This is a genomic window from Streptomyces sp. NBC_00237 (assembly GCF_026342435.1).
GTDB lineage: Bacteria > Actinomycetota > Actinomycetes > Streptomycetales > Streptomycetaceae > Streptomyces.
The window spans coordinates 1,664,548-1,690,143 of the sequence record NZ_JAPEMT010000002.1 but is presented as its reverse complement, the minus strand read 5'-3'; the positions used below and the strand labels follow the sequence as shown (position 1 = coordinate 1,690,143).

Below are 25,596 nucleotides of genomic sequence, written 5' to 3'. Positions count from 1 at the left end.
CCGTGCGCATCGCCAGATTCTCCATCGACGGCAATGTCGCCTTCGGCGCGGTCGAGGGCGAGGGAACACCCGAGTCGGGTGACCTCGTCCTCGACATCATCAAGGGCATTCCGTACGCCGACCACGAACTCTCCGGCGTCAAGGTCCCGCTGAACAAGGTGCGGCTCCTTCCCCCGGTGCTCCCCAGCAAGGTCGTGGCCATCGGCCGCAACTACGCGGAGCACGCGGCGGAGCTCGGCAACGCCATCTTTGACGAACATGGCCGTCCGGACGTCCCGGTCGCCTTCTTCAAGCCCTCGACCTCCGTCATCGGCTCCGGCGACTCGATCGCGTACCCCTCCTTCTCCTCCGATCTGCACCACGAGGCGGAACTCGCCGTGGTCATCGGCCGCATGTGCCGCGAGGTGCCTCCGTCCCGCGCCAAGGACGTGATCTTCGGCTACACCTGCGCCAACGACGTCACCGCCCGCGACGTCCAGCAGCGCGAGAAGCAGTGGGCCCGCGCCAAGGGCTTCGACACGGCCTGCCCGCTGGGCCCCTGGGTCGAGACCGACCTCGACCCCACCGACCTCGCCATCCAGTGCACGGTCAACGGGGAACAGCGCCAGCTCGGCCGCACCAACGACATGGTCCGCGCCATCCCCGAGCTGATCGCGCACATCTCCGAAGCGATGACCCTCCTCCCCGGAGACGTCATCCTCACCGGCACCCCCGCGGGTGTCGGACCCCTGAACGTCGGCGACGAGGTCGCCGTCACCATCGAAGGCATCGGCACTCTCACCAACAAGGTGATCAAGCGTGGCTAACACCCCCTCGTCCCCCGTCCGCGTCCGGTTCTGCCCCTCCCCGACGGGCAACCCGCACGTGGGCCTCATCCGTACCGCCCTCTTCAACTGGGCCTACGCCCGGCACACGGGCGGCACCATGGTCTTCCGCATCGAAGACACCGACGCCGCCCGCGACTCCGAGGAGAGCTACCACCAGCTCCTGGACTCGCTGCGCTGGCTCGGCCTCGACTGGGACGAGGGCCCCGAGGTCGGCGGCCCGCACGCGCCGTACCGCCAGTCCGAGCGCATGGACCTGTACAAGGACGTCGCCGAGAAGCTCCTGGCCGCCGGTCACGCGTACCACTGCTACTGCACCACCGAGGAACTGGACGCCCGCCGCGACGCCGCCCGCGCCGCAGGCAAGCCCTCCGGCTACGACGGCCACTGCCGCGACCTCACCGCCGAGCAGGTCGCCGCGTACGAGGCCGAGGGCCGCCCCGCCATCGTCCGCTTCCGGATGCCCGACGAGGCGATCACCTTCACGGACCTGGTCCGGGGCGAGATCACCGTCCAGCCCGAGAACGTCCCGGACTACGGCATCGTCCGCGCCAACGGCGCGCCGCTGTACACCCTGGTCAACCCGGTCGACGACGCCCTGATGGAGATCACCCACGTCCTGCGCGGCGAGGACCTGCTGTCCTCCACCCCCCGCCAGATCGCCCTCTACCGGGCCCTGATCTCGCTGGGCGTCGCCCAGGACATCCCCGCCTTCGGCCACCTGCCGTACGTCATGGGCGAGGGCAACAAGAAGCTCTCCAAGCGCGACCCGCAGGCGTCCCTCAACATCTACCGGGAGCGCGGCTTCCTCCCCGAGGGCCTCCTCAACTACCTCTCCCTGCTCGGCTGGTCCTTCTCCGCCGACCAGGACATCTTCACGATCCCCGAGCTGATCGAGAAGTTCGACGTCGCCGACGTCAACGCCAACCCGGCCCGCTTCGACCTCAAGAAGGCCGAATCGATCAACGCCGACCACATCCGCCTCCTCGACCCCAAGGCGTTCGCCGACGCCTGCGAGCCCTGGCTGACGGCCCCGCACGCCAACTGGGCCCCCGAGGACTTCGACCGCGCCGCCTGGGAGGCCATCGCCCCCCACGCCCAGACCCGCGTCACGGTCCTCTCCGACATCACGGCCAACGTCGACTTCCTCTTCCTCCCGGAGCCGGTGGAGGACGAGGCGTCCTGGACCAAGGCCATGAAGGGCGAGCCCGCCGCCCTCCTGACCACGGCCCGCGCCCACCTGGAAGCCGCCGACTGGAGTGACCCCGAGTCCCTCAAGAACGCGGTCCTCACCGCGGGCGAGGCCCACGGCCTCAAGCTCGGCAAGGCCCAGGCCCCGGTCCGCGTCGCCGTCACCGGCCGCACGGTCGGCCTGCCCCTCTTCGAGTCCCTCGAAATCCTGGGCAAGGACAAGACCCTGGCCCGCATCGACGCCGCGCTGGCCAAGCTCGCCGCGTAAGCGTCTCCCGTACGCCCGAGGAGGGGCGGCAGCCGGTGCCCACCGGCCGCCGCCCCTCCTCGCGTCGTATGCCGTACGTCGTCCGTGGAAAACCCCTCGGCCCGGGGCGCCCTTCCGCCTAGCCTGGCCGCATGCCGAGCCGAGCCACCATCCGTGCCGTCGTCTGGGACGTCGACGACACCCTCTTCGACTACGCCTCCGCCGACATCGCCGGAATGCGCGCGCAGTTCGCCGCCGAGGGGCTGCCCGACGGGTACGGCACCGCCGAGCAGGCCCTCGACCGGTGGCGGGAGCTGACGCGGCTGCACTGGGCGCGCTTCGCCGCCGGGGAGTGCACCTTCGCCGAGCAGCGGCGGGATCGCATCGAGGGCTTCCTCGGCGGCCCGCTGAGCGACCGGGCGGCCGACGACTGGTTCGCCCGGCACGTCGTCCACTTCGAGGCCGCCTGGACTCTCTTCCCGGACACCGTGCCCGTACTGGACGCCCTCGCGGACGGGTACCGGCATGCGGTGCTGTCGAATTCCAGTCTGCTCAACCAGGAGCCGAAGCTGAAGGCCCTGGGCGTCTGGGACCGCTTCGAGGCCGTGCTGTGCGCCGTGGAGCTCGGGGTCTCCAAGCCCGCCGCCGCGGCCTTCCACGCCGTCTGTGACGCCCTGGGGCTGCCGCCGGAGCAGGTCGCGTACATCGGGGACGAGCCGGACATCGACGCGGGCGGGGCCGTCGCCGCCGGGCTCACCGGGATCTGGCTGGACCGCTCGGGGGTGGGCGGACGGCCCGAGCTGGTGAGCGTCTCGGGGCTGGATCAGGTCCCTGACCTGCTGGCGGGCAATACCCGTTTTGGAGCCCCGGGAACCTTCGGGTAATGTTCTTTCTGCGCCGCCCGAGAGGGCCGAAAGGTCCGGCCGGGAAGCGCAAGCCGAACAGAGACCCCCGGTCAGGGGGTTGAGTTTTGGTGGGCTATGGTGTAATTGGCAACACTACGGTTTCTGGTACCGTCATTCTAGGTTCGAGTCCTGGTAGCCCAGCTTGCGAGAGCTGTTGAAGTTCATAGATCAAGATGCAGCTCAGCTAGGGCCCCCGTTGTGTAGCGGCCTAGCACGCCGCCCTCTCAAGGCGGTAGCGCCGGTTCGAATCCGGTCGGGGGTACAGATCCTTTCTTTCCGACACCTTCAGGTCGCTCCTGGATGTATCGACGCAAGGATCGCTAGGGCCCCCGTTGTGTAGCGGCCTAGCACGCCGCCCTCTCAAGGCGGTAGCGCCGGTTCGAATCCGGTCGGGGGTACTGGTTAACACCACTTGGATATCAATTCAAAATGGTCTCAACCACCATGGGCTATGGTGTAATTGGCAACACTACGGTTTCTGGTACCGTCATTCTAGGTTCGAGTCCTGGTAGCCCAGCGCAGATCACAACTGCACATAAAGCAAGCCCCCGTTGTGTAGCGGCCTAGCACGCCGCCCTCTCAAGGCGGTAGCGCCGGTTCGAATCCGGTCGGGGGTACGCACCGAGAAGGTCCCCGCATCACTGATGCGGGGACCTTCTCGCATGTCAGGGCCCCGGGTCCGGTGCTCCCCGGCCTCCGTGGAATTCCACCGCCCCGCGCGAGTTCCGGAATGCGCATCACGGCAAGGGGACACGGGGATACAGGGGAGTGGGATAACGGGGAAAGGATGCGGGAATTCCGCAGTGAATTCCCCCCCGTCCGTACGGAATTCGTCAGGCGCCCGTACGGCATCCGCACGGCAGGGGAGCGGCCCGCCGCGAGAGCCCCGCGCCCCCGCAACGACCGAAGCCCCGAACTCCGCCGCGTGACGCGGGAGTTCGGGGCTTCGTGCGAAGTGCCCTACGGAGGAAGGAAGTTGAGCGGAGTGAAGGCTCAACTGCCCGAGCGGCGCAGGGATTCCGAGAGTCGGGCCGCGGAGTCGATGACCGCCTGGGCGTGCATCCGGCCCGGGTGGCGGGTCAGGCGCTCGATCGGGCCGGAGACCGAGACGGCGGCGACGACGCGGTTCGAGGGGCCGCGCACCGGGGCGGAGACCGAGGCCACGCCCGGTTCGCGCTCGCCGATCGACTGGGCCCAGCCCCGGCGACGTACGCCGGAGAGGGCGGTGGCCGTGAACCGGGCGCCCTGGAGGCCGCGGTGCAGGCGCTCCGGCTCCTCCCAGGCCATCAGGATCTGCGCCGAGGAGCCCGCTTTCATGGTGAGCGTGGAGCCCACCGGGACCGTGTCCCGAAGTCCGGACAGGCGTTCCGCGGCGGCGACGCAGATGCGCATGTCGCCCTGGCGGCGGTAGAGCTGGGCGCTCTCGCCCGTCACGTCGCGCAGGTGGGTCAGTACCGGTCCCGCCGTGGCGAGGAGACGGTCCTCGCCGGCCGCGGCGGCGAGCTCCGAGAGGCGGGGGCCGAGAATGAAACGGCCCTGCATGTCCCGGGCCACCAGCCGGTGGTGTTCCAGTGCCACGGCGAGCCGGTGTGCCGTGGGTCGTGCGAGCCCGGTGGCCGCGACCAACCCCGCGAGGGTGGCCGGACCGGACTCCAGGGCGCTCAGCACGAGCGCCGCCTTGTCGAGAACGCCGACGCCGCTAGAGTTGTCCATGCGTCGATACTCGCGTCTCACTCTGTGAAACGCAAGTTCAATTTTCCAACGAACTTGTCACGCTGTACCGGCGGCCCCACGAAGGACCGCGGTCACCGCCCCGCACGGGGGTCCGGGCGGGGTGAACCGACATCTCTAGTTGAGCCGGCAAAGCCGCCGGCCGGAGGGAAAGCGATGGGTAGGACACTCGCGGAGAAGGTCTGGGACGACCATGTCGTCCGGCGCGCCGAAGGGGAGCCCGACCTGCTCTTCATCGACCTTCACCTGCTGCACGAGGTCACCAGCCCGCAGGCGTTCGACGGGCTGCGCAAGAACGGCCGCCCGGTGCGGCGCCTCGACCTCACCATCGCCACCGAGGACCACAACACCCCTACCCTCGACATCGACAAGCCGATCGCGGACCCCGTCTCCCGGGTCCAGCTGGAGACGCTGCGCAAGAACTGCGCCGAGTTCGGGGTGCGGCTGCACCCGCTGGGCGACGTCGAGCAGGGCGTCGTCCACGTGGTGGGACCCCAGCTGGGACTGACCCAGCCGGGCACCACCGTGGTCTGCGGAGACTCGCACACCTCCACGCACGGCGCGTTCGGCGCCCTCGCCTTCGGCATCGGCACCTCGCAGGTGGAGCACGTCCTGGCCACCCAGACGCTGCCGCTGGCCCGCCCGAAGACGATGGCCATCACCATCGACGGCGAACTGCCCGCCGAGGTCACCGCCAAGGACCTGATCCTCGCCATCATCACGAAGATCGGCACCGGCGGCGGCCAGGGCTACATCCTCGAATACCGGGGTTCCGCGATCGAGAAGCTGTCGATGGAAGCCCGCATGACCATCTGCAACATGTCGATCGAGGCCGGAGCGCGGGCGGGCATGATCGCCCCCGACGCCACCACCTTCGACTACCTGCAGGGCCGCGACCACGCGCCCCGGGGCGAGGACTGGGACGCCGCCGTGGCGTACTGGAAGACGCTGAGGACTGACGACGACGCGGTCTTCGACGCGGAGGTCGTCATCGACGCCGCCTCGCTGGCCCCGTTCGTGACGTGGGGGACCAACCCCGGCCAGGGCGCGCCGCTCTCCGCCAACGTCCCCGACCCGGCTTCGTACGAAGACCCTTCGGAGCGGAACGCCGCCGAAAAGGCCCTGGAGTACATGGGGTTGACCGCCGGGCAGGCGCTGCGCGACATCAAGGTCGACACCGTCTTCGTGGGGTCCTGCACGAACGGCCGTATCGAGGACCTCCGCGCCGCCGCCTCCGTCGTCGAAGGCCGCTCGGTGGCCGACGGCGTCCGGATGCTGGTCGTCCCCGGTTCCGTACGGGTGGCGCTCCAGGCCATGGACGAGGGCCTGGACAAGGTGTTCACCGCCGCCGGGGCCGAATGGCGGCACGCGGGCTGCTCGATGTGCCTGGGCATGAACCCCGACCAGCTCGCCCCCGGCGAGCGCTCCGCCTCCACCTCCAACCGCAACTTCGAGGGACGGCAGGGCAAGGGCGGCCGTACGCACCTCGTATCGCCGCAGGTCGCGGCGGCAACGGCCGTACTCGGCCACCTGGCGTCGCCCGCCGACCTGTCCGACGAAGCCGCAACCGCCCTCGTGGAGGCATGAGAACCATGGAAGCTTTCACCGCGCACACCGGCCGGGCCGTGCCCCTGCGCCGCTCCAACGTGGACACCGACCAGATCATCCCCGCGCACTGGCTGAAGAAGGTGACCCGGGACGGCTTCGAGGACGGGCTCTTCGAGGCGTGGCGCAAGGACCCTCAGTTCGTGCTCAACAAGCCCGAGCGCGAGGGGGCCTCCGTCCTGGTCGCCGGACCCGACTTCGGCACCGGTTCGTCGCGCGAGCACGCCGTCTGGGCCCTTCAGAACTACGGTTTCAAGACAGTTGTCTCCTCCCGCTTCGCGGACATCTTCCGGGGCAATTCGCTCAAGAACGGCCTGCTCACGGTGGTTCTGCCGCAGGAGACCGTGGACCGTCTGTGGGCGCTCGTGGAGGCCGACCCGACCGCCGAAATCACCGTTGATCTCCAGGACAGGCAGGTCCGGGCCCAGGGCATCACGGCCGACTTCGAGTTGGACGAGAACGCCCGCTGGCGCCTCCTCAACGGCCTCGACGACATCTCCATCACGCTCCAGAACGAGGACGCGATCGCGACGTACGAATCCAGCCGCCCGGCCCACAAGCCGAGTACGATCCGCGCCTGATCCCCCGCCGGACGTCGCAGCGGACCCCGTTTCCGGGTCCCGGGTAGCCCGTTCGGCCTGAGATCCACGCCTCACTTTCGGCGCCCCCCGCCATTCGTGGCAGGGGGCGCCGAACTGTGTTCCGGGTCTCAACTGCACTTGTGAGTACGGGAGTTGGGCAGTGGGTCAGAAGTGACTTGTGGGGCTGATGGAGCCTGGAATTCCGTTAGTTGCCCCCGGCGGAGGCGACAACTCGCCCCAGATGGCACAATCGGTGCATGGAACGAGACAGCCAACTCAAGCTGTACGAGGCAGTCGCGGACCAACTGAAAGAAGCACACACACGGTTGCGTGCACTGCAAGTCCCGGAGGGCGTACGGATGGCGCTGTCCCGGCAGCTGCTGGTCATATCGGCTGCGGCGAAACACGATCTCGCGACGGCCGACAGGCGTCTGAGCAGGTTCCTGATGGACCTCGACGAAGGCCGATTCCCTGAAGGCAACTAGGGCTTCGGAACTCCCGTTAGGACTCCCGTAAGACCTACAACGTTGCGGCACTAGGGTGATTAGCCCGTTTCGTGTTTGATTTGCGGTATATATCTGCCTAACGTGCGAATAAGCCTGGACATTTCGTTCCGGCAATGTCTCCGAAGGGGAAGACGTGAACAAGGCCCAGCTCGTAGAAGCGATTGCCGACAAGGTCGGCGGCCGTCAGCAGGCCGCTGACGCCGTGGACGCCGTCCTGGACGCGATCGTCCGCGCCGTCGTCGCCGGCGACCGCGTCTCGGTCACCGGTTTCGGCTCGTTCGAGAAGGTGGACCGTCCGGCCCGCTACGCCCGCAACCCGCAGACGGGTGAGCGCGTTCGGGTCAAGAAGACGTCCGTGCCGCGCTTCCGCGCCGGTCAGGGCTTCAAGGACCTCGTCGCGGGCTCGAAGAAGCTCCCGAAGAACGACGTGGCCGTGAAGAAGGCGCCCAAGGGCAGCCTGTCGGGCGGTTCTTCCACCCGTACGACCGCCAAGGCCGCGGCCAAGAAGGCCACCGCCAAGAAGGCGACCGCGACGAAGAAGGCCACCGCCGCGAAGAAGACGACCGCGACGGCCGCCAAGAAGACCACGGCGACGGCGAAGAAGACGACCGCCAAGAAGGCCACCCCGGCCGTCAAGAAGGCGACCGCCACGGCCAAGAAGGCCGCTCCGGCCAAGAAGGCCGCCACCACCGCCAAGAAGGCCGTGGCCAAGAAGACCGCTCCGGCGAAGAAGGCCACCGCCAAGAAGGCGCCCGCCAAGAAGACCACGGCGCGCAAGACCACCGCGAAGAAGACCACCGCCAAGAAGAAGTAGTTCTGGGCGACGCGGTACTCACACGCCGGGCCGGGCTCCCTCCGGGGAGCCCGGCCCGCGGTGTTTTCTCAGGGGTTCAGGGGTGGCGAAGGAGAAGGGGCTGACTCTCGCGCGTCACGGGGGCCTCAAGGGCCCCAGGGGCCCCGCTCAGAAGGTCTGGAGGGTCACGAGGGTGATCCGGAGGCCCGTGCCGCAGTCGGCGCCCCCACCGGTCTTCTCGCCGGTCGCCCGGACCGGCGCCCCGCCCGGGGTCCCGTCCGCCGTCTCGATGCGTACGCGCTGACCCGCGCGCAGCAGCCGCAGCCCGCCCGCGTCGAAGGCCGCCGCGTCGAAGGGCACCGGGGTGCCGTCGTCGAGCAGCACACTGCCGCTGCGGGTCTCGGGGTCGTACGTGTACGCGGTCGCCTGCATGCCCGAAAGCCTAGGCCCTGTCGGGCGAAAGCCAGGGCCTGTCCGGTGAGAGCAGGGCGGAAGCCTCGGCGAAGGCGGGGGAGAGGGCCGCCGTGTGCGGGCCCACGCCCAGGGCGAACGCGGTGCGCAGGTCCTCGCCGGTATCCACGTCCTGCCGTACGGAATCCACCAATTCGAGCAGCAGTTCCTCGGCGCCCGAAATCATGTGCCGGATACGGGAAGGTCCCCCGAACGAGGGCAGGAATTCCACTTCTGGCGCAGCGGAAAGGAATGTAGTTCCGATTCCGGCGGCATCGGTCAGAAATGCGCGCGGAAATTCCGCCGCACGGTCCAGCACCCGCTGCAATTCGGCGGGGCGCAGTGCGGGCAGATCCGCGTTGAGGGCGGCGACGAAGGCGGCGGGCCTGCGGGACCGCACCGTACGCACCCCGTGCGACAGTGCGGCGTTGAGACCGGCGGCCGGAGTGTCGGGGACGGTCCGCGCGCCCAACTCCGTGAGCGCGGCGGACGCGGTGGGGTCGTCCGTGACGACCACCACATCGCGGACCGAGGGACAGGCGAGCACGGCGGCGACCGTGTCCTGCGCGAACGCCAGGGCGAGGCCGGGTCGCAGCGCGTCCCCGGCGGCGGGCACGAGCCTGCTCTTCGCCCGCGCCAAGGGCTTCAGCGGGACCACCAGGGACCAGCGGGGGGTCCGGGACGCGTTCAGGGGACGGGCCTTTCGTCCGGCGCCCTGCCGGGCGGCGCGAGGGGTTCGGGAGGCGGACGGGCCCATTGTCGCCCGAGGTCCGTCCCGGCCAGGAGGCCCCTTCCCCGGGCCGGGGCGTACGGTGTTCTCGACAGACGAGGGACCCGGGGCGACACTTGTCCGCCTGAACCAGGCGCACAAGTGCACACGGGGTGCAGTGGCCAGGGTCCTAGAGGAAGGTGTCCCGAGTGTCCCGCCGCAGAATCGGCTTCTGGTACCGCCTGGCCGCGGTCATCGCCAAACCCCCGCTGCTTGTGCTCTTCAAGCGGGACTGGCGCGGAATGGAGCACATTCCGGCGGACGGCGGCTTCATCACCGCCGTTAACCACAACTCCTACGTGGACCCGCTCTCCTACGCGCACTGGCAGTACAACACCGGCCGGGTGCCGCGCTTCCTGGCCAAGGCGGGCCTCTTCAAGACCCCGTTCGTCGGCATGATGCTGCGCGGCACCGGCCAGATCCCGGTCTACCGCGAGACCACCGACGCGATGAACGCCTTCCGGGCCGCCATCGACGCCATCGAGCGCGGCGAGTGCGTCGCCTTCTACCCGGAGGGCACCCTCACCCGCGACCCCGACATGTGGCCGATGGCGGGCAAGACCGGGGCCGCCCGGGTCGCGCTGGAGACCAGGGTGCCCGTCATCCCGGTCGCCCAGTGGGGTGCGAACCTCGCCATGCCGCCGTACGCGAAGGGCAGGAAGACGCACTTCTTCCCGCGCAAGACCCTCCAGGTGCAGGCCGGACCACCGGTGGACCTGGAGCGGTTCTACGACAAGGAACCCACGCCGGACGTGCTCCGCGAGGCGACCGAGGTCATCATGGCCGCCATCACCGAACTCCTCGCGGAAGTGCGGCAGGAGCCGGTGCCCGCCGAGGTGTACGACCACCGCAAGGCACGGGCCGAGCTGCGCCGCAAGGCCGCGGAGAAGAAGAAGCAGCAGTCGCAGACGAAGCAGTCGGGGGAGAACGACAAGTGACACGGGTCGCCGTCTTCGGCAACGGCTCCTGGGGGACCGCCTTCGCCATGGTGCTCGCCGACGCGGGCTGCGAGGTGTCCCTGTGGGGCCGCAACGCCTCCCGCGCGGACGTCATCAACGCCACGCGCACGAACCCCGACTACCTGCCAGGAGTGCAGCTCCCGGACGGCATCACCGCCACCGCGGACGCCGCCGAGGCGGCTGCGGGCGCGGACTTCGCGGTGCTGTGCATCCCCTCCCAGACGCTCCGGGAGAACCTGAGCGGCTGGAAGGACCTGCTGCCCGCCGACTCCGTCCTCGTCTCGCTGATGAAGGGCGTCGAACTCGGCACCGCCAAGCGGATGAGCGAGGTCATCGCCGAGGTCGCGAAGGTGCCCGAGGAGCGGGTCGCCGTACTCAGCGGCCCCAACCTCTCCAAGGAGATCGCCGCCAGGCACCCCGCCGCAGCCGTGGTCGCCTGCCGCGACGAGGACGCCGCCGTACGGTTCCAGGCCGCCTGCCACACCCCGTACTTCCGCCCGTACACCACCACCGACGTGGTCGGCGTGGAACTGGGCGGCGCGGTCAAGAACGTCATCGCGCTGGCCGTCGGCATCACCAACGGCATGGGCATGGGCGACAACACCAAGGCGTCCCTGATCACGCGCGGGCTCGCCGAGACGACCCGGCTCGGCCTCGCGATGGGCGCCGACGCGCACACCTTCGCCGGGCTCGCGGGCATGGGCGACCTCGTCGCCACCTGCTCCTCGCCGCTGTCGCGCAACAACACCTTCGGCACCAACCTGGGGCGTGGCATGACGCTCCAGGAGGCCGTCGCCGCCACCAAGCAGACCGCCGAGGGCGTCAAGTCCTGCGAGTCCGTACTGGATCTGGCGACGCGGCACGGCGTCGAGATGCCGATCACCGAGACGGTGGTGAGCATCGTCCACGAGGGCAAGCCGCCGCTGGTCGCGGTGAAGGAGCTGATGTCGCGCAGCGCCAAGCCGGAACGCTGAGTTCCACGCGGCGTCCGCTACGGATGCGCAAGGGCTCCTCGGGTACCCTCAAGCCGATATGAGCAGCGAGAACCTCCCCCAGAGCCCTGACCAGGAGCCCCGCAAGCCGCGTGTGGCCGTCGTCTTCGGCGGTCGCAGCTCCGAACACGGAATCTCGGTCGTCACGGCCGGTGCCGTCATGCGGGCCATCGACCGCGAGAAGTACGACGTGCTGCCGATCGGCATCACCCTGGAAGGGCGTTGGGTGCTGGCCGCCGACGAACCCGACCGGATGGCGATCACCGAGCGCAAGGTCCCCAACGTCGAGCAGCTCACGGACTCCTCCGACAGCACGGTCGTCCTCTCCGTGGACCCGGCCAACCGCGAGGTCGTCTACAGCGAGCCGGGCTCGGTGCCCAAGGCGCTCGGCGAGGTCGACGTCGTCTTCCCCGTGCTCCACGGCCCGTACGGCGAGGACGGCACCCTGCAGGGCCTCCTCGAACTCTCCGGCGTCCCGTACGTCGGCTCGGGCGTGCTCTCCTCGGCCGTCGGCCAGGACAAGGAGTACATGAAGCGGGTCTTCCTCTCCTTCGGGCTGCCGGTCGGCCCCTACGAGGTGATCCGCCCGCGTGAGTGGGCGGCCGACCCCTCCGCCGCCCGTGCGCGCATCGTCGACTTCGCCGCAGAGCACGGCTGGCCGCTCTTCGTGAAGCCCGCGCGCGGCGGCTCCTCGATGGGCATCACCAAGGTGGGCGACCTCTCCGGGCTCGACGAGGCGATCGAGGAGGCCCGGCGCCACGACCCCAAGGTGCTCGTCGAGTCGCTGCTCACCGGGCGCGAGATCGAGTGCGGAGTGCTGGAGTTCGAGGACGGCCCGCGCGCGAGCGTGCCCGCCGAGATCCCGCCGGTCTCCGCGCACGACTTCTACGACTTCGAGGCGAAGTACATCGACTCGGCGGCCGGAATCGTCCCCGCGCCGCTGACCGAGGCGCAGACCGCCGAACTCCAGCGCCTCGCGGTCGCGGCGTTCGACGCGGCGTCCTGCGAGGGCCTGGTCCGGGCGGACTTCTTCCTCCAGGACAACGGCGAGTTCGTGATCAACGAGATCAACACGATGCCGGGCTTCACGCCGATCTCGATGTACCCGCGCATGTGGCAGGAGACCGGCGTCTCCTACCCGGAGCTGGTCGACCTGCTGATCCAGGCGGCGCTGCGCCGCCCGACGGGCCTGCGCTGAACCCTCCCGAGACGTGAGCCGGTCCGCCCCCGGGCGGACCGGCTCAGTCGTCGATGGTCTTGGGGATCGACTTCTCGACGGGCTTCGCGAACTCCACGAGGATGCCCGCGTCCGCCTGGTACGAGGCGGGCACCAGGAGTTCCACGTACGCCTCCCGGTAGCGGGAGATGAAGCGGATCCCGTCGTCGCCCCGGTCGTCGACGACCCAGCCGACGCCGTTGACCTCGACGGCGTTGTTGTCCGGGTCGATGGCCTCGGCGGGCCGCTCGATCCCGCAGCGCAGTACGATCGCGGGGTCGCCCCAGGCCGCCGTGTACGGGGATTCGGGCGACGCGTCCCGTCGGGGCACGTCCTCGATGACCTTCTCCGGGAGCTCCTTGTGGAGTGCCTTGCAGTACCCCGCGACCTCGGCGTCCGGCGAAGGAACCGCCACGGACGCGGAACCGTCGGCGGGAGAACAGGCAACGGCCGCCGACAGCAGTATCGCTGCGGCGGCCGAGGTGCGGCGGAGCCGGTGGGTCGAGGAAGTCACCCGACCAAGCGTAGACGGGGGCAGGAGCTGTCCGGCGGGTCGGGTCGCATGACGGTGACCTCACCTTTCTCGGTGCGGCTGAGCGGGGCCGATGGGGTCTTCCCCCCGGTCGAGCGAAGCCGAGAGCTTGGGGGAAGCGTGCAGCTGCAAGGCGGAGGAGGGAGACATGGCGAGTGACGACAACGCCGCAGGGGGTCCCCCTGGTCCTTAAGACCTTGGGGGAGTGCGTGCCAGGGCACGCGACTGCGGCCGGAACCGCCGGACAGCCCCTACAGGTGGACGACCGGGCAGGTCAGAGTGCGGGTGATGCCGTCCACCTGCTGGATCTTGGCGACCACCATGCGGCCGAGCTCGTCGACCGTTTCCGACTGGGCCCGCACGATCACGTCGTAGGGTCCTGTCACGTCCTCGGCCTGGATGACTCCCGTTATCTTGCCGATCGTGTCGGCGACCGTCGAAGCCTTGCCGACTTCGGTCTGGATGAGGATGTACGCCTGTACCACGGAACCTCCAAGGCGGCCACGAGGATCATGTGGGGTGGGGGAAAGAGACGCCACCGTACCGTGTCGTCGCGGGTGGTGGGGAGACTTGCGCGGCCGGTCACGCCCGTACGCGAGAAGCGCGTCGTGGCGTGCGGCGAACAGAAGTTGACGTACGTGTTGACGGTACCTAGAGCAGTGCTGGCTCGCGACCGCAAGCGCACTGGGGCAGAAGGGGCACATTCATGAAGGGCACCGTGGGCGAGCTGGGAGAGTTCGGCCTCATCAGAGAGCTGACCTCCCGCCTCACCTCCACCCCGGCCGTACGGCTCGGGCCCGGCGACGACGCGGCTGTCGTCGCGGCACCGGACCGCAGGGTCGTCGCGAGCACCGACATCCTCCTGGAGGGACGGCACTTCCGGCGCGACTGGTCGACGGCGTACGACGTGGGCCGCAAGGCCGCCGCCCAGAACCTGGCGGACATCGCGGCCATGGGCGCCGTACCGACCGCACTCCTGCTGGGCCTCGTCGTCCCCGCCGAACTCCCGGCCACCTGGCCGACCGAGCTGATGGACGGGCTGCGCGACGAGTGCCAGGTCGCGGGCGCGGCCGTGGTCGGCGGGGACGTCGTACGCGGAGACACCATCACGGTCGCCATCACCGCTCTCGGCGACCTGCGCAACCACGAACCCGTGGTGCGCTCGGGCGCCCGGCCGGGCGACGTCGTCGCCGTGACCGGCTGGCTCGGCTGGTCGGCCGCGGGCCACGCCGTCCTCTCGCGCGGCTTCCGCTCGCCGCGCGCCTTCGTCGAGGCGCACCGCCGCCCCGAACCCCCGTACCACGCGGGCCCCGCGGCGGCCGGGCTCGGTGCGACCGCGATGACCGACGTCAGCGACGGCCTGGTCGCCGACCTCGGGCACATCGCCGAGGCGAGCAAGGTCCGCATCGACCTGCGTTCCGGTCTCATCGACATCCCCACCCAGATGTCGGACATCGGTCAGGCGGTGGGCGTCGACCCGCTCCAGTGGGTGCTGACCGGGGGAGAGGACCACGCGATCGTGGCGACCTTCCCGCCGGACGTGAAGCTCCCGGCCCGCTGGAAGGTCATCGGCGAGGTTCTCAACCCGTCCGCGCTGCCGCAGGTGACGGTCGACGGGGCGCCCTGGACGAACAAGGGCGGCTGGGACCACTTCGGCGACATCGAGGGCTGAGGGTCCCCCGCGCGGCCGCGCTACATTCGCAGGTATGCGAATAACTCCTGCCGCACGTCACGGCGTGCTCCCCTGCGTGCTCACCGTCGCCGGTTCCGACTCCGGCGGCGGTGCGGGCATTCAGGCGGACCTGAAGACGATGCTGGCGCTGGGTGTGCACGGGATGAGCGTGCTGACCGCCGTCACCGCCCAGAACTCCCTTGGCGTACAAGGGGTTTGGGATCTTCCGGTGGAGGCCGTCCGCGCCCAGTACCGCAGCGTCGTCGACGACATCGGCGTCCAGGCCGTGAAGACCGGCATGCTGTCGTCCGCCGAACTGGTGGAGGAGGTGGCGGCCCTCCTCGCCGCCACGGACGCGCCGGTCGTCGTCGACCCGGTGGGCGTCTCCAAGCACGGCGACTCCCTCCTCGCCGCCTCGGCCGTGCAGTCCGTACGCAAGCACCTGCTGCCGACCGCCACGGTCGCCACCCCCAACCTCGACGAGGTGGCCCAACTCACGGGCGTACGCGTGGAGTCGGAGTCGGGCATGCGCGAGGCGGCGGACGCACTCCTGGCCTGCGGTCCGCGTTGGGTGCTGATCAAGGGCGGCCATCTCCCGGGCGACGCCGTCGACTTGCTCACCGACGGCACCGACGAACACTGGCTCCGCGCCCCCCGCTACGACAACCGCCATACGCACGGCACCGGTTGCACGCTCGCCTCCGCCATCGCCTCGGGCCTCGCGAAGGGCCTCGACGTGCCGCAGGCGGTCTCGGCCGCGAAGGAGTACGTCACGGAGGCCATCGCGGCGGGCTTCGCGCTGGGCGCGGGCATCGGCCCCGTCGACCACGGCTGGCGACTGCGGAACCCGGCGGAGGGGACGACGCGGTCCGGCCGCTGATGACCGCTCGGGAGCACCGGGGCCACCGGGGGCACCAAGAGCACCAGGACCATCAGGGATAGTCGCGCAGCACGATGTCCGTCGCCGCCTTCTCGGTCAGCTTCTTGAAGAAGCGGGCGAGGGGGCGCGCGGAGAGCATCCGGTACATGAGGTCCCGCTGACGGATCTTGCGTGCGGTGGGCGGTGCGAGGAACGGGCCCGCGTTGCCCGCGACCTTCTGGCAGCCCTTGGCGAAGTCCCGGAACCCGGCCTCGTACGCGGCGAAGGCGGTGCGGTGGTCGCCGCCCGCCTCGGCCAGCTCACCGGCCAGGACGTACGCGGCGACGACGGCCGCCCCCGTCCCCATGCCCCCCATGGTCGCCCCGTATCCCGCGTCACCGATGAGCACCACGCGCCCGACGGACAGCCGGTCGACGTGGATCTGCGCGATGGCGTCGAAGTACAGCTCCTCGGCGGAAGCGAGCCCCGCCAGTGCCTCCAGCACCTTGGGCGCCTCCCACCCCATCCCCCGGAACCGTTCGGTGAGGATCTTCTGCTGCTGGGCGAGGTCGCGCCGGTCGAAGTCGAGCCGCTCGGCGGAGGAGAAGACGAGGCAGGCACCGGCGTGGCCGGGCACGCCGTTCCCGTTCCCGATGCTCAGCATGCGGCCGGGGTCGCTGTGGAGGCGGGCGGTGCGGTGCAGCTCCAGGTGGTTGGGCACGTCGAACACGGCGACGTAGTAGCCGAGGTACGTCAGGTAGCGGGACTCGTCGCCGAAGGCGAGGGCGCGGGTGCGGGAGTGCAGGCCGTCGGCGCCGACGACCAGGTCGAAGGTGTGGGGCGGGGCGTTCTCGAAGGTGACGTCGACGCCGGTCGGGGTCTCGTGGAGGGTCTTGACCGAGTCCCCGAAGACGTACGTGACGTTGTCCAGCTCCCTGGTGCGCTCGTACATGATCGCGGCGAGGTCGCCGCGGGTGATCTCGACGTCCCCGCTCATGAGGCTGGAGGGGAGATCGAGGCGGGGCGTCCCGTCGGCGTCGACGAGGGTCTGCACGCCCATGCGGGTCTGGCGGGCGTGCACCTCGTCCCAAATCCCCATGTCCTGAAGGACCTTGCGGTGCACGTGCCCCCGGAAGTCGACGGCGAACCCGCCGGGGCGGGGCGCGGGCGCCTTCTCGACGACGGTGACGCGGGCGCCGCGGCGGGCGAGCTGGAGGGCGAGGGCGGGGCCGGCGATGCTGGCGCCGGAGATGAGGAGGTGGAGGTGGGCGAGGGACTGCGTCTGCTGGGTCATGGGGGGAGCGTGGCGGGGGCGCCTTACCGCCCGCTGACCGTGGGCTGACGGGGGGTGTGTCACTGTGCGGCTCGGCCGCGCGGACGTGCCCCTTGAGGGGCGCGGGGCTGTGTCGTTGTGCGGCTCCGCCGCGCGGGGCGCTCCCCGGCTGCGCTGGGTCTGGGAGGGTGCGCCCCTTTAGGGGCGCGGGGAACTGCGCGGCCAGCCACGACGCGCCCGCACGTACGACCCCTAAGCCTCGCGAGTTTAGGTGAAGGATGGGGTCTCCCCTGCTCGAACGAAGTTGAGAGCTTGGGGAAGGGTCTGGGGCGGCCCGCCGCAGGCGCACCGGGGTGCGGCGCACCCATGGGGCGGGGTAACGGCGGGGGTGCTCCGGGGTGGGCCCGGAGCGGAGAGGGCCGCCCCCTTGCCCGCCCGTTCCGCCCCCGGGGGGCGGCCCCGCCGCCCAAGGGGGCTGGGGGAGCGGAGAGCGGAGCCCAAGGGGGCTAGGCGGAAGCGGAGCCGGAGGGGCTGGGCGGAGCCGGAGGGGGCTGGGCGGAGGCGGAGCCCAAGGGAGGCGGGCGGAGGCGGAGGGCAAGGGAGGTGGGCGGAGGCGGAGCACAAGGGGGCGAGGCAGGGCGGAGCCCAGGGGGGATGGGGAAGCGGAGGGGGAGTCTAGGCGGTGAGGGAAGCGGAGGGGGGAGTCCAAGGGGTGAGGGGAGTGGAGGGGGGAGTCCCAGGGGGTGAGGTGGAAGTGGAAGGGGCAGGGATCGCTGGCCGTGGGGGTTGGGAGCGGGGAGTCCGAAGAGGCGGAGGGGCTACTCGATGCCGATCAGCAGGGGGGAGGGCTGATGGCCGCCCCGGTAGACCACCGTGTCCACCGCCAAGTGCCTCTCCCGCACATGAGCCTCCAAGGACTCACCAAGCCCCGAAGGCACCCCCTCCCCCTCCCCGAGTACGAGCGTCACCAGCTCACCCCCCGCCGACAGCATCCGATCCAGCACGGTCCGCGCCGTAGCCGCGACATCGGTCCCGATCACCGCCACGTCCCCGTCGATCAGCCCGAGCACGTCCCCCGCCTGGCACACACCGGCCGTCGTCCACGACTGCCGTTCCGCGACGGCCAGTTCGGCGTACCGCGTGGCCCCCGCCGCCGACGTCATCGCGACGACGTCCTCGTCGAAGCGCCGGTCCGGCTCGTGCACCGCGAGGGCCGCGATGCCCTGCACCGCCGCCCGCGTCGGGATCAGCGAAACCCGTACGCCCTCCGTCCGTACCTGCTGGGCCGCCGCCGCAGCCGTGTGCCGCAGGTCCGCGTCGTTCGGCAGCAGCACCACCTCCCGCGCGTGCGCCCGCCGGATCGCGTCGACCAGCTCCCCACTGGCCGGTGGCTCCCCGGGCCGCGCCAGCACGGTCGTCGCCCCCGCCTGCGCACACAGCTCCATGAGCCCCTCGCCCGGAACCACCACCACGACGGCCCGCTGCGCCCGCTCACGCGGCGGAGCCACCCGGTCCGCACCGAAGTGCGTGATGCGGATCCGGTACGGCCGCCCGGCCTCGATCCCCGCCTCGACGGCAGCCCCCGCGTCGTCCACATGCACGTGTACGTTCCACAGCCCGTCCCCGCCCACCACCACCAGCGAGTCCCCCAGCCCGTCCAGCCGGTGCCGCAGCCGGTCCACGGCCGCGTCGTCCGCCTCCAGCAGGTAGATCACCTCGAAGGCCGGCCCGCCCTCGTCGGCGTGGTCGGCGGCACAGTCGTCCGCCGCCTCCAGCGGATGGACCGCCGCTTTCGCCCGTACGGCCACCGCCTCACCCGTGACGGCCTCGACCAGTACCCCGAGCACGGCCACGAGCCCCCGGCCGCCCGCGTCGACGACTCCGGCCCGGCCGAGGACCGCGAGCTGCCCGGTGGTCTGCGGCAGGGCGCTCCTGGCCCCTTCGTACGCGGCCCGGGCGACACCGGACACGGACACGGACGCACCGTCCAGGGCGGCCGCCGCCCGCGCGGCCGCCGTGGCGACCGTCAGCACCGTGCCCTCGACCGGATGCGCCACCGCCTCGTACGCCGAGGCCGCGGCCCGCTCCAGGGCCCTGCACAGCGCTGCCCCGTCGGCCCGCTCCACGGCGGCCAGCTCTTCCGACATGCCTCGCAACAGCTGGGAGAGGATCGTCCCGGAGTTGCCCCGTGCGCCTATCAGCGCTCCGTGCGCCATGGCCCGTACGGCATCGGACAGCAGCGGAACCGAGGCCGCAGGACCCGTCACCGTCTCGTGGGCGGCGAAGACGGCTTCCACGGCCTGGGCGGCGGACTCCATCGTCAGATACAGATTCGTCCCGGTGTCCCCGTCGGCGACCGGATAGACGTTGATCGCGTCGATCTCCTCGCGCTCCGCCCCCAGGGCCGCGAGGGCCAGCGAGCACCAGGTGCGTACCGCGACGGCGTCGAGGTCGTCGGGGGACTGCGGCACCTGGGCCTCCTCCTTGAGCAGCGGGAACTGTCGCAGATTAGCCCCCGGAGGAGAGGCGGCGGCAGAAGGGGCCGGGGCGAGGTGCCCGGGAGCCATGGTAGTTTCGTTGTACGAGAGCAGCCGTTGTATGCTGCTCCGGTTGCCCGATGAAAATCGGGACATTCCCCCGGCTACGCCACAGGATCCTCGGATCTTTCGGCATGCCGGAATTCACTGTAAGTGCATCTGAAGTCTTTGGAGTGACCGTGGCTGCCAACTGCGACGTCTGCGGCAAGGGGCCGGGCTTCGGCAACAACATTTCGCACTCGCACCGCCGTACCCCGCGTCGTTGGAACCCCAACATTCAGCGCGTGCGTGCAGTGGTCGGGCGGACGCCGAAGCGGCTTAACGTCTGCACCTCGTGCATCAAGGCCGGCAAGGTCTCGCGCTGACGTCTCGATAGCGCGGCCACCTCGCTGGTTGCTTGAAAAACCGGTCCACCCTCGGGTGGGCCGGTTTTTTCTTGCCCTCCTACCGACTTTTTCTTGCCCTCCTACCGACCCTCCTCCCCGGTGTCCCGGGCACAATCGCCGGGTGCACTTCGGACTGCTGGGCCCCACGGAGATACGTACCGACGGCGGAGAGGCCCTCGACCCCGGCGGGGAACGCCCGCGCACCCTCCTCGCACTGCTGCTCCTGAACACGGGCCGTGCGGTCTCCGCCGAGCGGCTGATCGAGGGCCTGTACGGCGACGAGCCGCCCGTCGGGGCCGCGAACGCGCTCCAGTCGCAGGTGTCCCGGCTGCGCAGGCGCGTCGGGGCACTCGACGTACGCATCGAGTCAGTTCCCTTCGGATACCGACTGGACGCGGATCCGGCATCCCTCGACGTGCACCTCTTCGAGGACGCACTGCGCGCCGGACGCACAGCGCTGGCCGCAGGGGAGTACGCACGCGCGGCGGCACTGCTGCGCGAGGGTCTCGCCCTGTGGCGGGGGAACGCCCTCGCGGACCTCGCGCCCACCCCCGTCGCCGAGGCGGAGGCCCACCGGCTCAGTGAGGCGCGGCAGGACGCCAGGGAGGACCTCGCGGCGGCCGAGCTGGGGCTCGGGGGCGGCACCGCGCTGGTGCCGGAGCTGCGCGAGCTGATCGCCGTACACCCGCTCAGGGAGCGCCCGTACGGGCTCTTGATGCGGGCACTGCGGGCGGCGGGGCGGCCCGCGGAGGCGCTCGCCGTCCACGAGGACGCCCGCCGCACCCTCGCCGAGCAGCTCGGCGCGGACCCCTCGCCCGAGCTGGCCGCCCTGCACCTGGAACTCCTCAACCCACCGAGCGCCGCCGTGCCGCGCCCCCTGCCCGCCCGGCTCACCAGCTTCGTCGGGCGCGACGAGGACCTGGCACGGCTCGGCGGGCTGCTCCGTACGGCACGCCTGGTGACCCTCACCGGGCCCGGCGGGGCGGGCAAGACGCGGCTGGCACAGGAGGGTGCGGGGCGCTGGCCCGGCGAGGTCTGTTACGTGGAGCTGGCACCGGTGCCGGACGCGGCGGGCCTGCCGTACGCCGTGCTGGCGGCCCTCGGCGTGCGGGAGAACGGCTTCCCGGACCGGGCAGGCGCGGGAGACGCCCTGGAACGGCTGCTGGCGGCGCTGGCCGCGTTCGCCGGACGGGAGATGCTGCTCGTCCTGGACAACTGCGAGCACCTGGTCGACGGCGCGGCAGGACTGGCCGTACGGCTGCTGGGAGCCTGCCCGGACCTGCGGGTGCTGGCCACCAGCAGGGAGGCCCTCGGGATCACCGGGGAGACGCTGGTCACAGTGGAGCCGCTGGAGGCGCCCGAGGCGGTACGCCTCTTCGAGGAGCGTGCGGCGGCCGTACGGCCAGGACTCGACCTGCGCCCCGGCAGCGCGGGGCACGCGCGGGCCGAGCGCCTGTGCGCCGCACTGGACGGGCTGCCGCTCGCCCTCGAACTCGCGGCGGCACGCCTGCGCACCCTCTCCGTGGAAGACCTCGCCGACCGGCTCGGCGACCGGCTCGGCGCACCGGGCCCGGGCGACGACCGCTTCCGGCTCCTGTCGCGCGGCGACCGCACCAAGGAGCCCCGGCACCGCACCCTGCGCGCGGTGGTGGAGTGGAGCTGGGAACTCCTCGACGAGCCGGAACGGGAGCTGGCGCGCAGGTTCACCGTCTTCGCCGGAGGGGCCACCGCGGACGCCGTGCAGCGCGTGTGCGGGGTCGCCGAAGCGGAGGACGTCCTGGCCTCCCTGGTGGAGAAGTCCTTCGTGGCGGCCTCCGAGGGGCGCTACCGGATGCTGGAGACGATCAGGGCCTTCTGCGCGGAGCAGCTGGGGCGACCGGGCGCGGAGGAGGAGCGCTACCGGGCGGCCCACACCGCGTACTTCCTGGACCTCGCGGAGCAGGCCGAACCCCACCTGCGCGGGGCGGCACAGCTGCTGTGGCTCGACCGCCTCGAAGCCGAGCACACCGACCTCCTGGCGGCCGTGCGCCGAAGCGACACCGCCTCCTCCCTGAAGCTGCTCGCGTGCCTGTCCTGGTACGCACCGCTGCGCGGACGCTCCGGGGAGCTGGCGCAGGCGGCACGCGAGGTGCTGTTGACCGTGGGCGAGCACCCTCCCGAGGGTCTCGCCGAGGAGTACGCCCTGTGCCTGCTGGCGGCGGTCGACTACCGGTCCTGCCCGGACGGCAGCCCGGCCGACGAGGGGCTGACCGCCCGCGCCGACCGGCTGATCGAGAGCCTGATCGGGAGCCTGCGCCGACCGCACGTCCTGACCCTGTGGTCCCTGGCGTCCGGCCCGCGCATGAGCACGGGGGCGACGCGGGAGGCGGAGAAGGCGTACGGCGACAGCAGCCCGTGGGCGGCGGCGCTGCTGCGGATGGGCCGCGCCTACCAGCACCTGTTCGCGGGACGCCCGGGGCCGTCCGAGGAGGAGTTCGCGGCCGCACTGACCGACTTCCGGGCGACCGGGGACCGTTGGGGCATCGCCAACGCCCTCGATCCGCTGGCCGTGTTCGCGTACTGGCGCGGCGACCACGAGCGGGCGCTCGCCCTCCTGGACGGGGCGCTCGTCCTCGTCACCGAGCTGCGTTCCCCCGAGGAGACCGCCGACATGCTGATGCGGCGCGGCCACGTCCTGCTGCACGCGGGCAGGGCGGCCGAGGCGGTCGGCCTCTTCACCCGCTCCGCCGAACTGGCCCGTGGCATCGGCGTCCCCGACAAGGCCGCCGGGGCGCTGCGCGGACTCGGCGACGCGGCCCGCCTCGCGGGAGACACGGCACGCGCACGCCAGCACTACGAGGCGGCGATCGAAGGCGGCACCGCCAGCTGGTTCGGTACGGGGGAGACCCTGCGCGTGTTCCTGGGCCTCGGCCGCACGGCCCTGGCCGAGGGGGACCCGGCCCAGGCCGAGGAGTGGTTCGCCCAGGCCGCGGTCCTGGCCGAGGACCAGCCCGGCCGCCTGATCCTCGCCGAACTCGCCGAGACCCGGGCGCAGGCGTGCCCTCCGGAGCGGGCGGCGGAACTGCTGGGGGAGGCGGAGGGGCTGCGCGGGACGGCGCTGCTGGGCGACCTCGACGTCGTACGGACGAGGCGGGACGCGCGGTCGCGGCTGACGCCGGAGGTCTACCGGGCGGCGTACGAACGCGGCCGGGCCCGTGCCTGACGGGAGCACGGGAATCGGAAGCCGTCCCCAGGAAGCCGTCCCCAGGAAGTTGTCCACAGGCCGGACGGCCCTGGCCCCCGCTGTCAGACCCATGGTGTCCAATGGATCTCGTGCCCTCGCTCGACGAACCACTCAAGAAGACACTCGGCGGCACCACCGCGAAGGTGATGGCCGAGCACCTCGACCTGCACACGGTCGGCGACCTGCTGCACCACTACCCGCGGCGGTACGCCGAGCGCGGCGAGCTCACCCAGCTCGCCGACCTCCCGCTCGACGAGCACGCCACCGTCGTCGCCCAGGTCGCGGACGCCCGCGTCCTGCGCTTCAACAACGGCAAGGGCCAGCGCCTCGAAGTCACCCTCACCGACGGCAGCGGACGCCTCCAGCTGGTCTTCTTCGGCAAGACGATCTACCACCACCAGAAGGAACTCCTGCCCGGCCGCAAGGGAATGTTCTCCGGCAAGGTCGGCATGTTCCGCAACATCCGCCAGCTGTCCCACCCCGCGTACGAGATGCTCGGCAAGGACGCGGGCGAGGACGCCGTCGAGGCGTGGGCGAACCAGCTGATCCCGCTCTATCCGGCCTGCGCCCAGATGGAGAGCTGGAAGATCGCCAAGACCGTCGACCTGGTCCTGGCCTCCATGGAAGCCACCACCTGGTCCGAGCTCGTCGACCCCCTGCCCTCCGCTCTCCGCGAGGGCCGGGGCCTGATCCCCCTCCCGGACGCCTTCCGCAAGATCCACCGCCCGCGCACCAAGGCGGAGATCGCCGACGCCCGCGACCGCCTCAAGTGGGACGAGGCGTTCGTCCTCCAAGTCGCCCTGGCCCGCCGCCGGTTCGCCGAGACCCAGCTCCCGGCCGTCGCCCGCAGACCCACCCCCGACGGCCTCCTCGACGCCTTCGACGCCAAGCTCCCCTTCACCCTCACCGACGGCCAGCAGAAGGTCTCCCGGGAGATCTTCGACGACCTCGCCACCGAGCACCCGATGCACCGCCTCCTCCAGGGAGAAGTCGGTTCCGGGAAAACGATGGTGGCCCTGCGCGCCATGCTCACCGTCGTCGACGCGGGCGGGCAGGCGGCCATGCTCGCGCCCACCGAGGTGCTCGCCCAGCAGCACCACCGCTCCATCGTCGAGATGATGGGCGAGCTGGCCGAGGGGGGCATGCTCGGCGGGTCCTCGCTCGGGACGAAGGTGGTGCTGCTCACCGGGTCGATGGGGATGCCCGCCCGCAGGCAGGCGCTCCTCGACCTGGTGACAGGCGAGGCGGGCCTCGTCATCGGCACGCACGCGCTGATCGAGGACAAGGTGCAGTTCCACGACCTGGGGCTGGTCGTGGTCGACGAGCAGCACCGCTTCGGCGTCGAGCAGCGCGACGCGCTCCGCTCCAAGGGCAAGCAGCCCCCGCACCTCCTCGTCATGACGGCCACGCCCATTCCGCGCACGGTCGCGATGACCGTCTTCGGCGACCTGGAGACGTCCGTACTGGACCAGCTCCCCGCCGGACGCTCGCCCATCGCCACCCATGTCGTACCGGCCAAGGACAAGCCGCACTTCCTGACCCGGGCCTGGGAACGGGTGCGGGAGGAAGTGGAGAACGGGCACCAGGCGTACGTCGTCTGCCCGCGCATCGGGGACGGCGAGGACGAGCCGAAGAAGAAGTCCAAGAAGGCGGCCGAGGAGGCCGAGGACCCCGAGAAGCGGCCGCCGCTCGCCGTGCTGGAGATCGCCGAACAGCTCCGCACCGGCGCGCTCCACGGTCTGCGCGTCGAGGTGCTGCACGGGCGGATGCAGCCCGACGACAAGGACGACGTGATGCGCCGCTTCGCCGCCGGGGACGTGGACGTGCTGGTCGCGACCACCGTCATCGAGGTCGGGGTGAACGTGCCGAACGCCACCGCGATGGTGATCATGGACGCCGACCGCTTCGGCGTCTCCCAACTGCACCAGCTGCGCGGCCGGGTCGGCCGAGGATCGGCCCCCGGGCTGTGTCTGCTGGTCAGCGAGATGCCCGAGGCCAGTCCTGCCAGGGCCCGGCTCGCCGCCGTCGCCGCCACCCTCGACGGGTTCGAGCTGTCCCGCATCGACCTCGAACAACGGCGTGAGGGCGATGTGCTCGGGCAGGCCCAGTCCGGTGTGCGGTCCTCGCTGCGGGTCCTCGCCGTCATCGAGGACGAGGAGGTCATCGCGGCCGCCCGCGAGGAGGCCGTCACGATCGTCGCCGACGATCCCGAACTGGAGCGGCTCCCGGAGCTGCGGACGGCGCTGGACGCGCTCCTCGACAAGGACCGGGAGGAGTACCTGGACAAGGGGTGACCGGCCCCTACGTCCTATCGTGGGACAGCAGACACCACCCTGCGGACACCA

Annotated in this window: 22 protein-coding genes and 5 tRNA genes; 20 read left to right on the top strand and 7 right to left on the bottom strand. The window is 71.0% G+C overall.

Annotation, left to right across the window (positions count from 1 at the left end; all coding sequences use genetic code 11):
* Window positions 1–2: 2 nt before the first annotated feature.
* The 8 genes from OG897_RS21335 (at window position 3) to OG897_RS21300 (ending at window position 3,784) form a co-directional block, all read left to right on the top strand.
* A complete protein-coding gene (locus OG897_RS21335) occupies window positions 3–806 on the top strand; it encodes a fumarylacetoacetate hydrolase family protein (RefSeq protein ID WP_266658792.1) in 804 nt (267 codons plus the stop codon).
* The gene (gene gltX / locus OG897_RS21330) at window positions 799–2,283 is read left to right on the top strand and encodes a glutamate--tRNA ligase (RefSeq protein ID WP_266658791.1); all 1,485 of its coding nucleotides are present in this window, start codon (window positions 799–801) and stop codon (window positions 2,281–2,283) included. The genes OG897_RS21335 and gltX overlap by 8 nt, the downstream gene beginning before the upstream one ends.
* A 131-nt stretch (window positions 2,284–2,414) precedes the next feature.
* The gene (locus tag OG897_RS21325; protein ID WP_266658790.1) at window positions 2,415–3,146 is read left to right on the top strand and encodes an HAD family hydrolase; all 732 of its coding nucleotides are present in this window, start codon (window positions 2,415–2,417) and stop codon (window positions 3,144–3,146) included.
* 90 nt (window positions 3,147–3,236) lie between these two features.
* Window positions 3,237–3,308 (top strand) — tRNA-Gln (locus tag OG897_RS21320).
* A gap of 48 nt (window positions 3,309–3,356) precedes the next feature.
* Window positions 3,357–3,429: transfer RNA gene (locus tag OG897_RS21315), tRNA-Glu, on the top strand.
* Window positions 3,430–3,492: 63 nt separating this feature from the next.
* Window positions 3,493–3,565, top strand: a tRNA-Glu gene (locus OG897_RS21310).
* Window positions 3,566–3,612: 47 nt separating this feature from the next.
* Window positions 3,613–3,684: transfer RNA gene (locus tag OG897_RS21305), tRNA-Gln, on the top strand.
* Window positions 3,685–3,711: 27 nt separating this feature from the next.
* A tRNA-Glu gene (locus OG897_RS21300) sits at window positions 3,712–3,784 on the top strand.
* Window positions 3,785–4,160: 376 nt separating this feature from the next.
* On the opposite strand, the gene ndgR is transcribed toward OG897_RS21300, so the two are convergent.
* Window positions 4,161–4,880 carry an IclR family transcriptional regulator NdgR gene (gene ndgR / locus OG897_RS21295; RefSeq protein WP_266658789.1) on the bottom strand — a complete coding sequence of 240 codons (720 nt, stop codon included), beginning with the start codon at window positions 4,878–4,880 and terminating at the stop codon, window positions 4,161–4,163.
* A 174-nt stretch (window positions 4,881–5,054) separates the two neighbouring features.
* Here ndgR and leuC point away from each other — a divergent pair, with 174 nt between their 5' ends.
* From leuC to OG897_RS21275, 4 genes are all read left to right on the top strand, one after another.
* Window positions 5,055–6,485 carry a 3-isopropylmalate dehydratase large subunit gene (gene leuC, locus OG897_RS21290; protein WP_266658788.1) on the top strand — a complete coding sequence of 477 codons (1,431 nt, stop codon included), beginning with the start codon at window positions 5,055–5,057 and terminating at the stop codon, window positions 6,483–6,485.
* Window positions 6,486–6,490: 5 nt separating this feature from the next.
* On the top strand, window positions 6,491–7,084 hold the full coding sequence (gene leuD / locus OG897_RS21285) for a 3-isopropylmalate dehydratase small subunit (RefSeq protein ID WP_266658787.1): 594 nt from the start codon (window positions 6,491–6,493) through the stop codon (window positions 7,082–7,084).
* 257 nt (window positions 7,085–7,341) lie between these two features.
* Window positions 7,342–7,569, top strand: coding sequence for a hypothetical protein (locus OG897_RS21280; RefSeq protein WP_266658786.1), 228 nt, complete (start codon window positions 7,342–7,344; stop codon window positions 7,567–7,569).
* Between the two features lie 154 nt (window positions 7,570–7,723).
* Complete coding sequence (locus OG897_RS21275) at window positions 7,724–8,404, top strand: HU family DNA-binding protein (protein ID WP_266658785.1); 681 nt, start codon at window positions 7,724–7,726, stop codon at window positions 8,402–8,404.
* Between the two features lie 147 nt (window positions 8,405–8,551).
* Here OG897_RS21275 and OG897_RS21270 read toward each other — a convergent pair whose 3' ends face one another.
* Both OG897_RS21270 and cofC read right to left on the bottom strand, forming a co-directional pair.
* Window positions 8,552–8,815 carry a hypothetical protein gene (locus OG897_RS21270; RefSeq protein WP_266658784.1) on the bottom strand — a complete coding sequence of 88 codons (264 nt, stop codon included), beginning with the start codon at window positions 8,813–8,815 and terminating at the stop codon, window positions 8,552–8,554.
* A 10-nt stretch (window positions 8,816–8,825) separates the two neighbouring features.
* Entirely contained in the window at window positions 8,826–9,524 is a 699-nt protein-coding gene (gene cofC / locus OG897_RS21265; RefSeq protein WP_266660376.1) for a 2-phospho-L-lactate guanylyltransferase, read from the bottom strand.
* Between the two features lie 227 nt (window positions 9,525–9,751).
* Here cofC and OG897_RS21260 point away from each other — a divergent pair, with 227 nt between their 5' ends.
* Genes OG897_RS21260 through OG897_RS21250 form a run of 3 tightly spaced genes read left to right on the top strand, consistent with a single transcriptional unit; the run spans window position 9,752 to window position 12,751 of the window.
* The gene (locus tag OG897_RS21260) at window positions 9,752–10,540 is read left to right on the top strand and encodes a 1-acyl-sn-glycerol-3-phosphate acyltransferase (RefSeq protein WP_266658783.1); all 789 of its coding nucleotides are present in this window, start codon (window positions 9,752–9,754) and stop codon (window positions 10,538–10,540) included.
* Window positions 10,537–11,535, top strand: coding sequence for an NAD(P)H-dependent glycerol-3-phosphate dehydrogenase (locus tag OG897_RS21255; protein WP_266658782.1), 999 nt, complete (start codon window positions 10,537–10,539; stop codon window positions 11,533–11,535). The genes OG897_RS21260 and OG897_RS21255 overlap by 4 nt, the downstream gene beginning before the upstream one ends.
* A gap of 58 nt (window positions 11,536–11,593) precedes the next feature.
* The gene (locus OG897_RS21250; protein WP_266658781.1) at window positions 11,594–12,751 is read left to right on the top strand and encodes a D-alanine--D-alanine ligase family protein; all 1,158 of its coding nucleotides are present in this window, start codon (window positions 11,594–11,596) and stop codon (window positions 12,749–12,751) included.
* Window positions 12,752–12,794: 43 nt separating this feature from the next.
* Here the strand turns inward: OG897_RS21250 and OG897_RS21245 are convergent, their stop codons facing one another.
* Together OG897_RS21245 and OG897_RS21240 are read right to left on the bottom strand one after the other, a co-directional pair.
* Window positions 12,795–13,283, bottom strand: coding sequence for a DUF3515 domain-containing protein (locus OG897_RS21245; RefSeq protein ID WP_266658780.1), 489 nt, complete (start codon window positions 13,281–13,283; stop codon window positions 12,795–12,797).
* A 269-nt stretch (window positions 13,284–13,552) separates the two neighbouring features.
* Window positions 13,553–13,786, bottom strand: coding sequence for an Lrp/AsnC ligand binding domain-containing protein (locus tag OG897_RS21240; RefSeq protein WP_266658779.1), 234 nt, complete (start codon window positions 13,784–13,786; stop codon window positions 13,553–13,555).
* Window positions 13,787–14,007: 221 nt separating this feature from the next.
* On the opposite strand from OG897_RS21240, the gene OG897_RS21235 reads away from it, so the two are divergent.
* Complete coding sequence (locus OG897_RS21235) at window positions 14,008–14,973, top strand: thiamine-phosphate kinase (RefSeq protein WP_266658778.1); 966 nt, start codon at window positions 14,008–14,010, stop codon at window positions 14,971–14,973.
* Window positions 14,974–15,007: 34 nt separating this feature from the next.
* Window positions 15,008–15,853 carry a bifunctional hydroxymethylpyrimidine kinase/phosphomethylpyrimidine kinase gene (gene thiD, locus OG897_RS21230; RefSeq protein WP_266658777.1) on the top strand — a complete coding sequence of 282 codons (846 nt, stop codon included), beginning with the start codon at window positions 15,008–15,010 and terminating at the stop codon, window positions 15,851–15,853.
* Window positions 15,854–15,905: 52 nt separating this feature from the next.
* On the opposite strand, the gene OG897_RS21225 is transcribed toward thiD, so the two are convergent.
* Window positions 15,906–17,126 (bottom strand): FAD-dependent monooxygenase, encoded by a 1,221-nt coding sequence (locus OG897_RS21225; RefSeq protein ID WP_266658776.1) that lies wholly within the window; start codon window positions 17,124–17,126, stop codon window positions 15,906–15,908.
* Window positions 17,127–17,923: 797 nt separating this feature from the next.
* Window positions 17,924–19,576 carry a DAK2 domain-containing protein gene (locus OG897_RS21220; protein WP_266660374.1) on the bottom strand — a complete coding sequence of 551 codons (1,653 nt, stop codon included), beginning with the start codon at window positions 19,574–19,576 and terminating at the stop codon, window positions 17,924–17,926.
* Window positions 19,577–19,821: 245 nt separating this feature from the next.
* Here OG897_RS21220 and rpmB point away from each other — a divergent pair, with 245 nt between their 5' ends.
* The 3 genes from rpmB to recG all read left to right on the top strand — a co-directional run bounded on the left by rpmB (window position 19,822) and on the right by recG (window position 25,545).
* Entirely contained in the window at window positions 19,822–20,007 is a 186-nt protein-coding gene (rpmB, locus tag OG897_RS21215; RefSeq protein WP_015036441.1) for a 50S ribosomal protein L28, read from the top strand.
* A 142-nt stretch (window positions 20,008–20,149) separates the two neighbouring features.
* Complete coding sequence (locus OG897_RS21210) at window positions 20,150–23,230, top strand: BTAD domain-containing putative transcriptional regulator (RefSeq protein ID WP_266658775.1); 3,081 nt, start codon at window positions 20,150–20,152, stop codon at window positions 23,228–23,230.
* Between the two features lie 101 nt (window positions 23,231–23,331).
* The gene (gene recG, locus OG897_RS21205) at window positions 23,332–25,545 is read left to right on the top strand and encodes an ATP-dependent DNA helicase RecG (protein WP_266658774.1); all 2,214 of its coding nucleotides are present in this window, start codon (window positions 23,332–23,334) and stop codon (window positions 25,543–25,545) included.
* Window positions 25,546–25,596 lie beyond the last annotated feature (51 nt).

What these genes read in the sequence shown, in the direction of transcription:
- OG897_RS21325 (WP_266658790.1), top strand. Translation starts at nt 2,415, where the DNA reads ATGCCGAGCCGAGCCACCATCCGTGCCGTCGTCTGGGACGTCGACGAC.
- ndgR (WP_266658789.1), bottom strand. Translation starts at nt 4,880, where the DNA reads ATGGACAACTCTAGCGGCGTCGGCGTTCTCGACAAGGCGGCGCTCGTG.
- leuC (WP_266658788.1), top strand. Translation starts at nt 5,055, where the DNA reads ATGGGTAGGACACTCGCGGAGAAGGTCTGGGACGACCATGTCGTCCGG.
- leuD (WP_266658787.1), top strand. Translation starts at nt 6,491, where the DNA reads ATGGAAGCTTTCACCGCGCACACCGGCCGGGCCGTGCCCCTGCGCCGC.
- OG897_RS21280 (WP_266658786.1), top strand. Translation starts at nt 7,342, where the DNA reads ATGGAACGAGACAGCCAACTCAAGCTGTACGAGGCAGTCGCGGACCAA.
- OG897_RS21270 (WP_266658784.1), bottom strand. Translation starts at nt 8,815, where the DNA reads ATGCAGGCGACCGCGTACACGTACGACCCCGAGACCCGCAGCGGCAGT.
- OG897_RS21250 (WP_266658781.1), top strand. Translation starts at nt 11,594, where the DNA reads ATGAGCAGCGAGAACCTCCCCCAGAGCCCTGACCAGGAGCCCCGCAAG.
- OG897_RS21235 (WP_266658778.1), top strand. Translation starts at nt 14,008, where the DNA reads ATGAAGGGCACCGTGGGCGAGCTGGGAGAGTTCGGCCTCATCAGAGAG.
- thiD (WP_266658777.1), top strand. Translation starts at nt 15,008, where the DNA reads ATGCGAATAACTCCTGCCGCACGTCACGGCGTGCTCCCCTGCGTGCTC.
- OG897_RS21225 (WP_266658776.1), bottom strand. Translation starts at nt 17,126, where the DNA reads ATGACCCAGCAGACGCAGTCCCTCGCCCACCTCCACCTCCTCATCTCC.
- recG (WP_266658774.1), top strand. Translation starts at nt 23,332, where the DNA reads ATGGATCTCGTGCCCTCGCTCGACGAACCACTCAAGAAGACACTCGGC.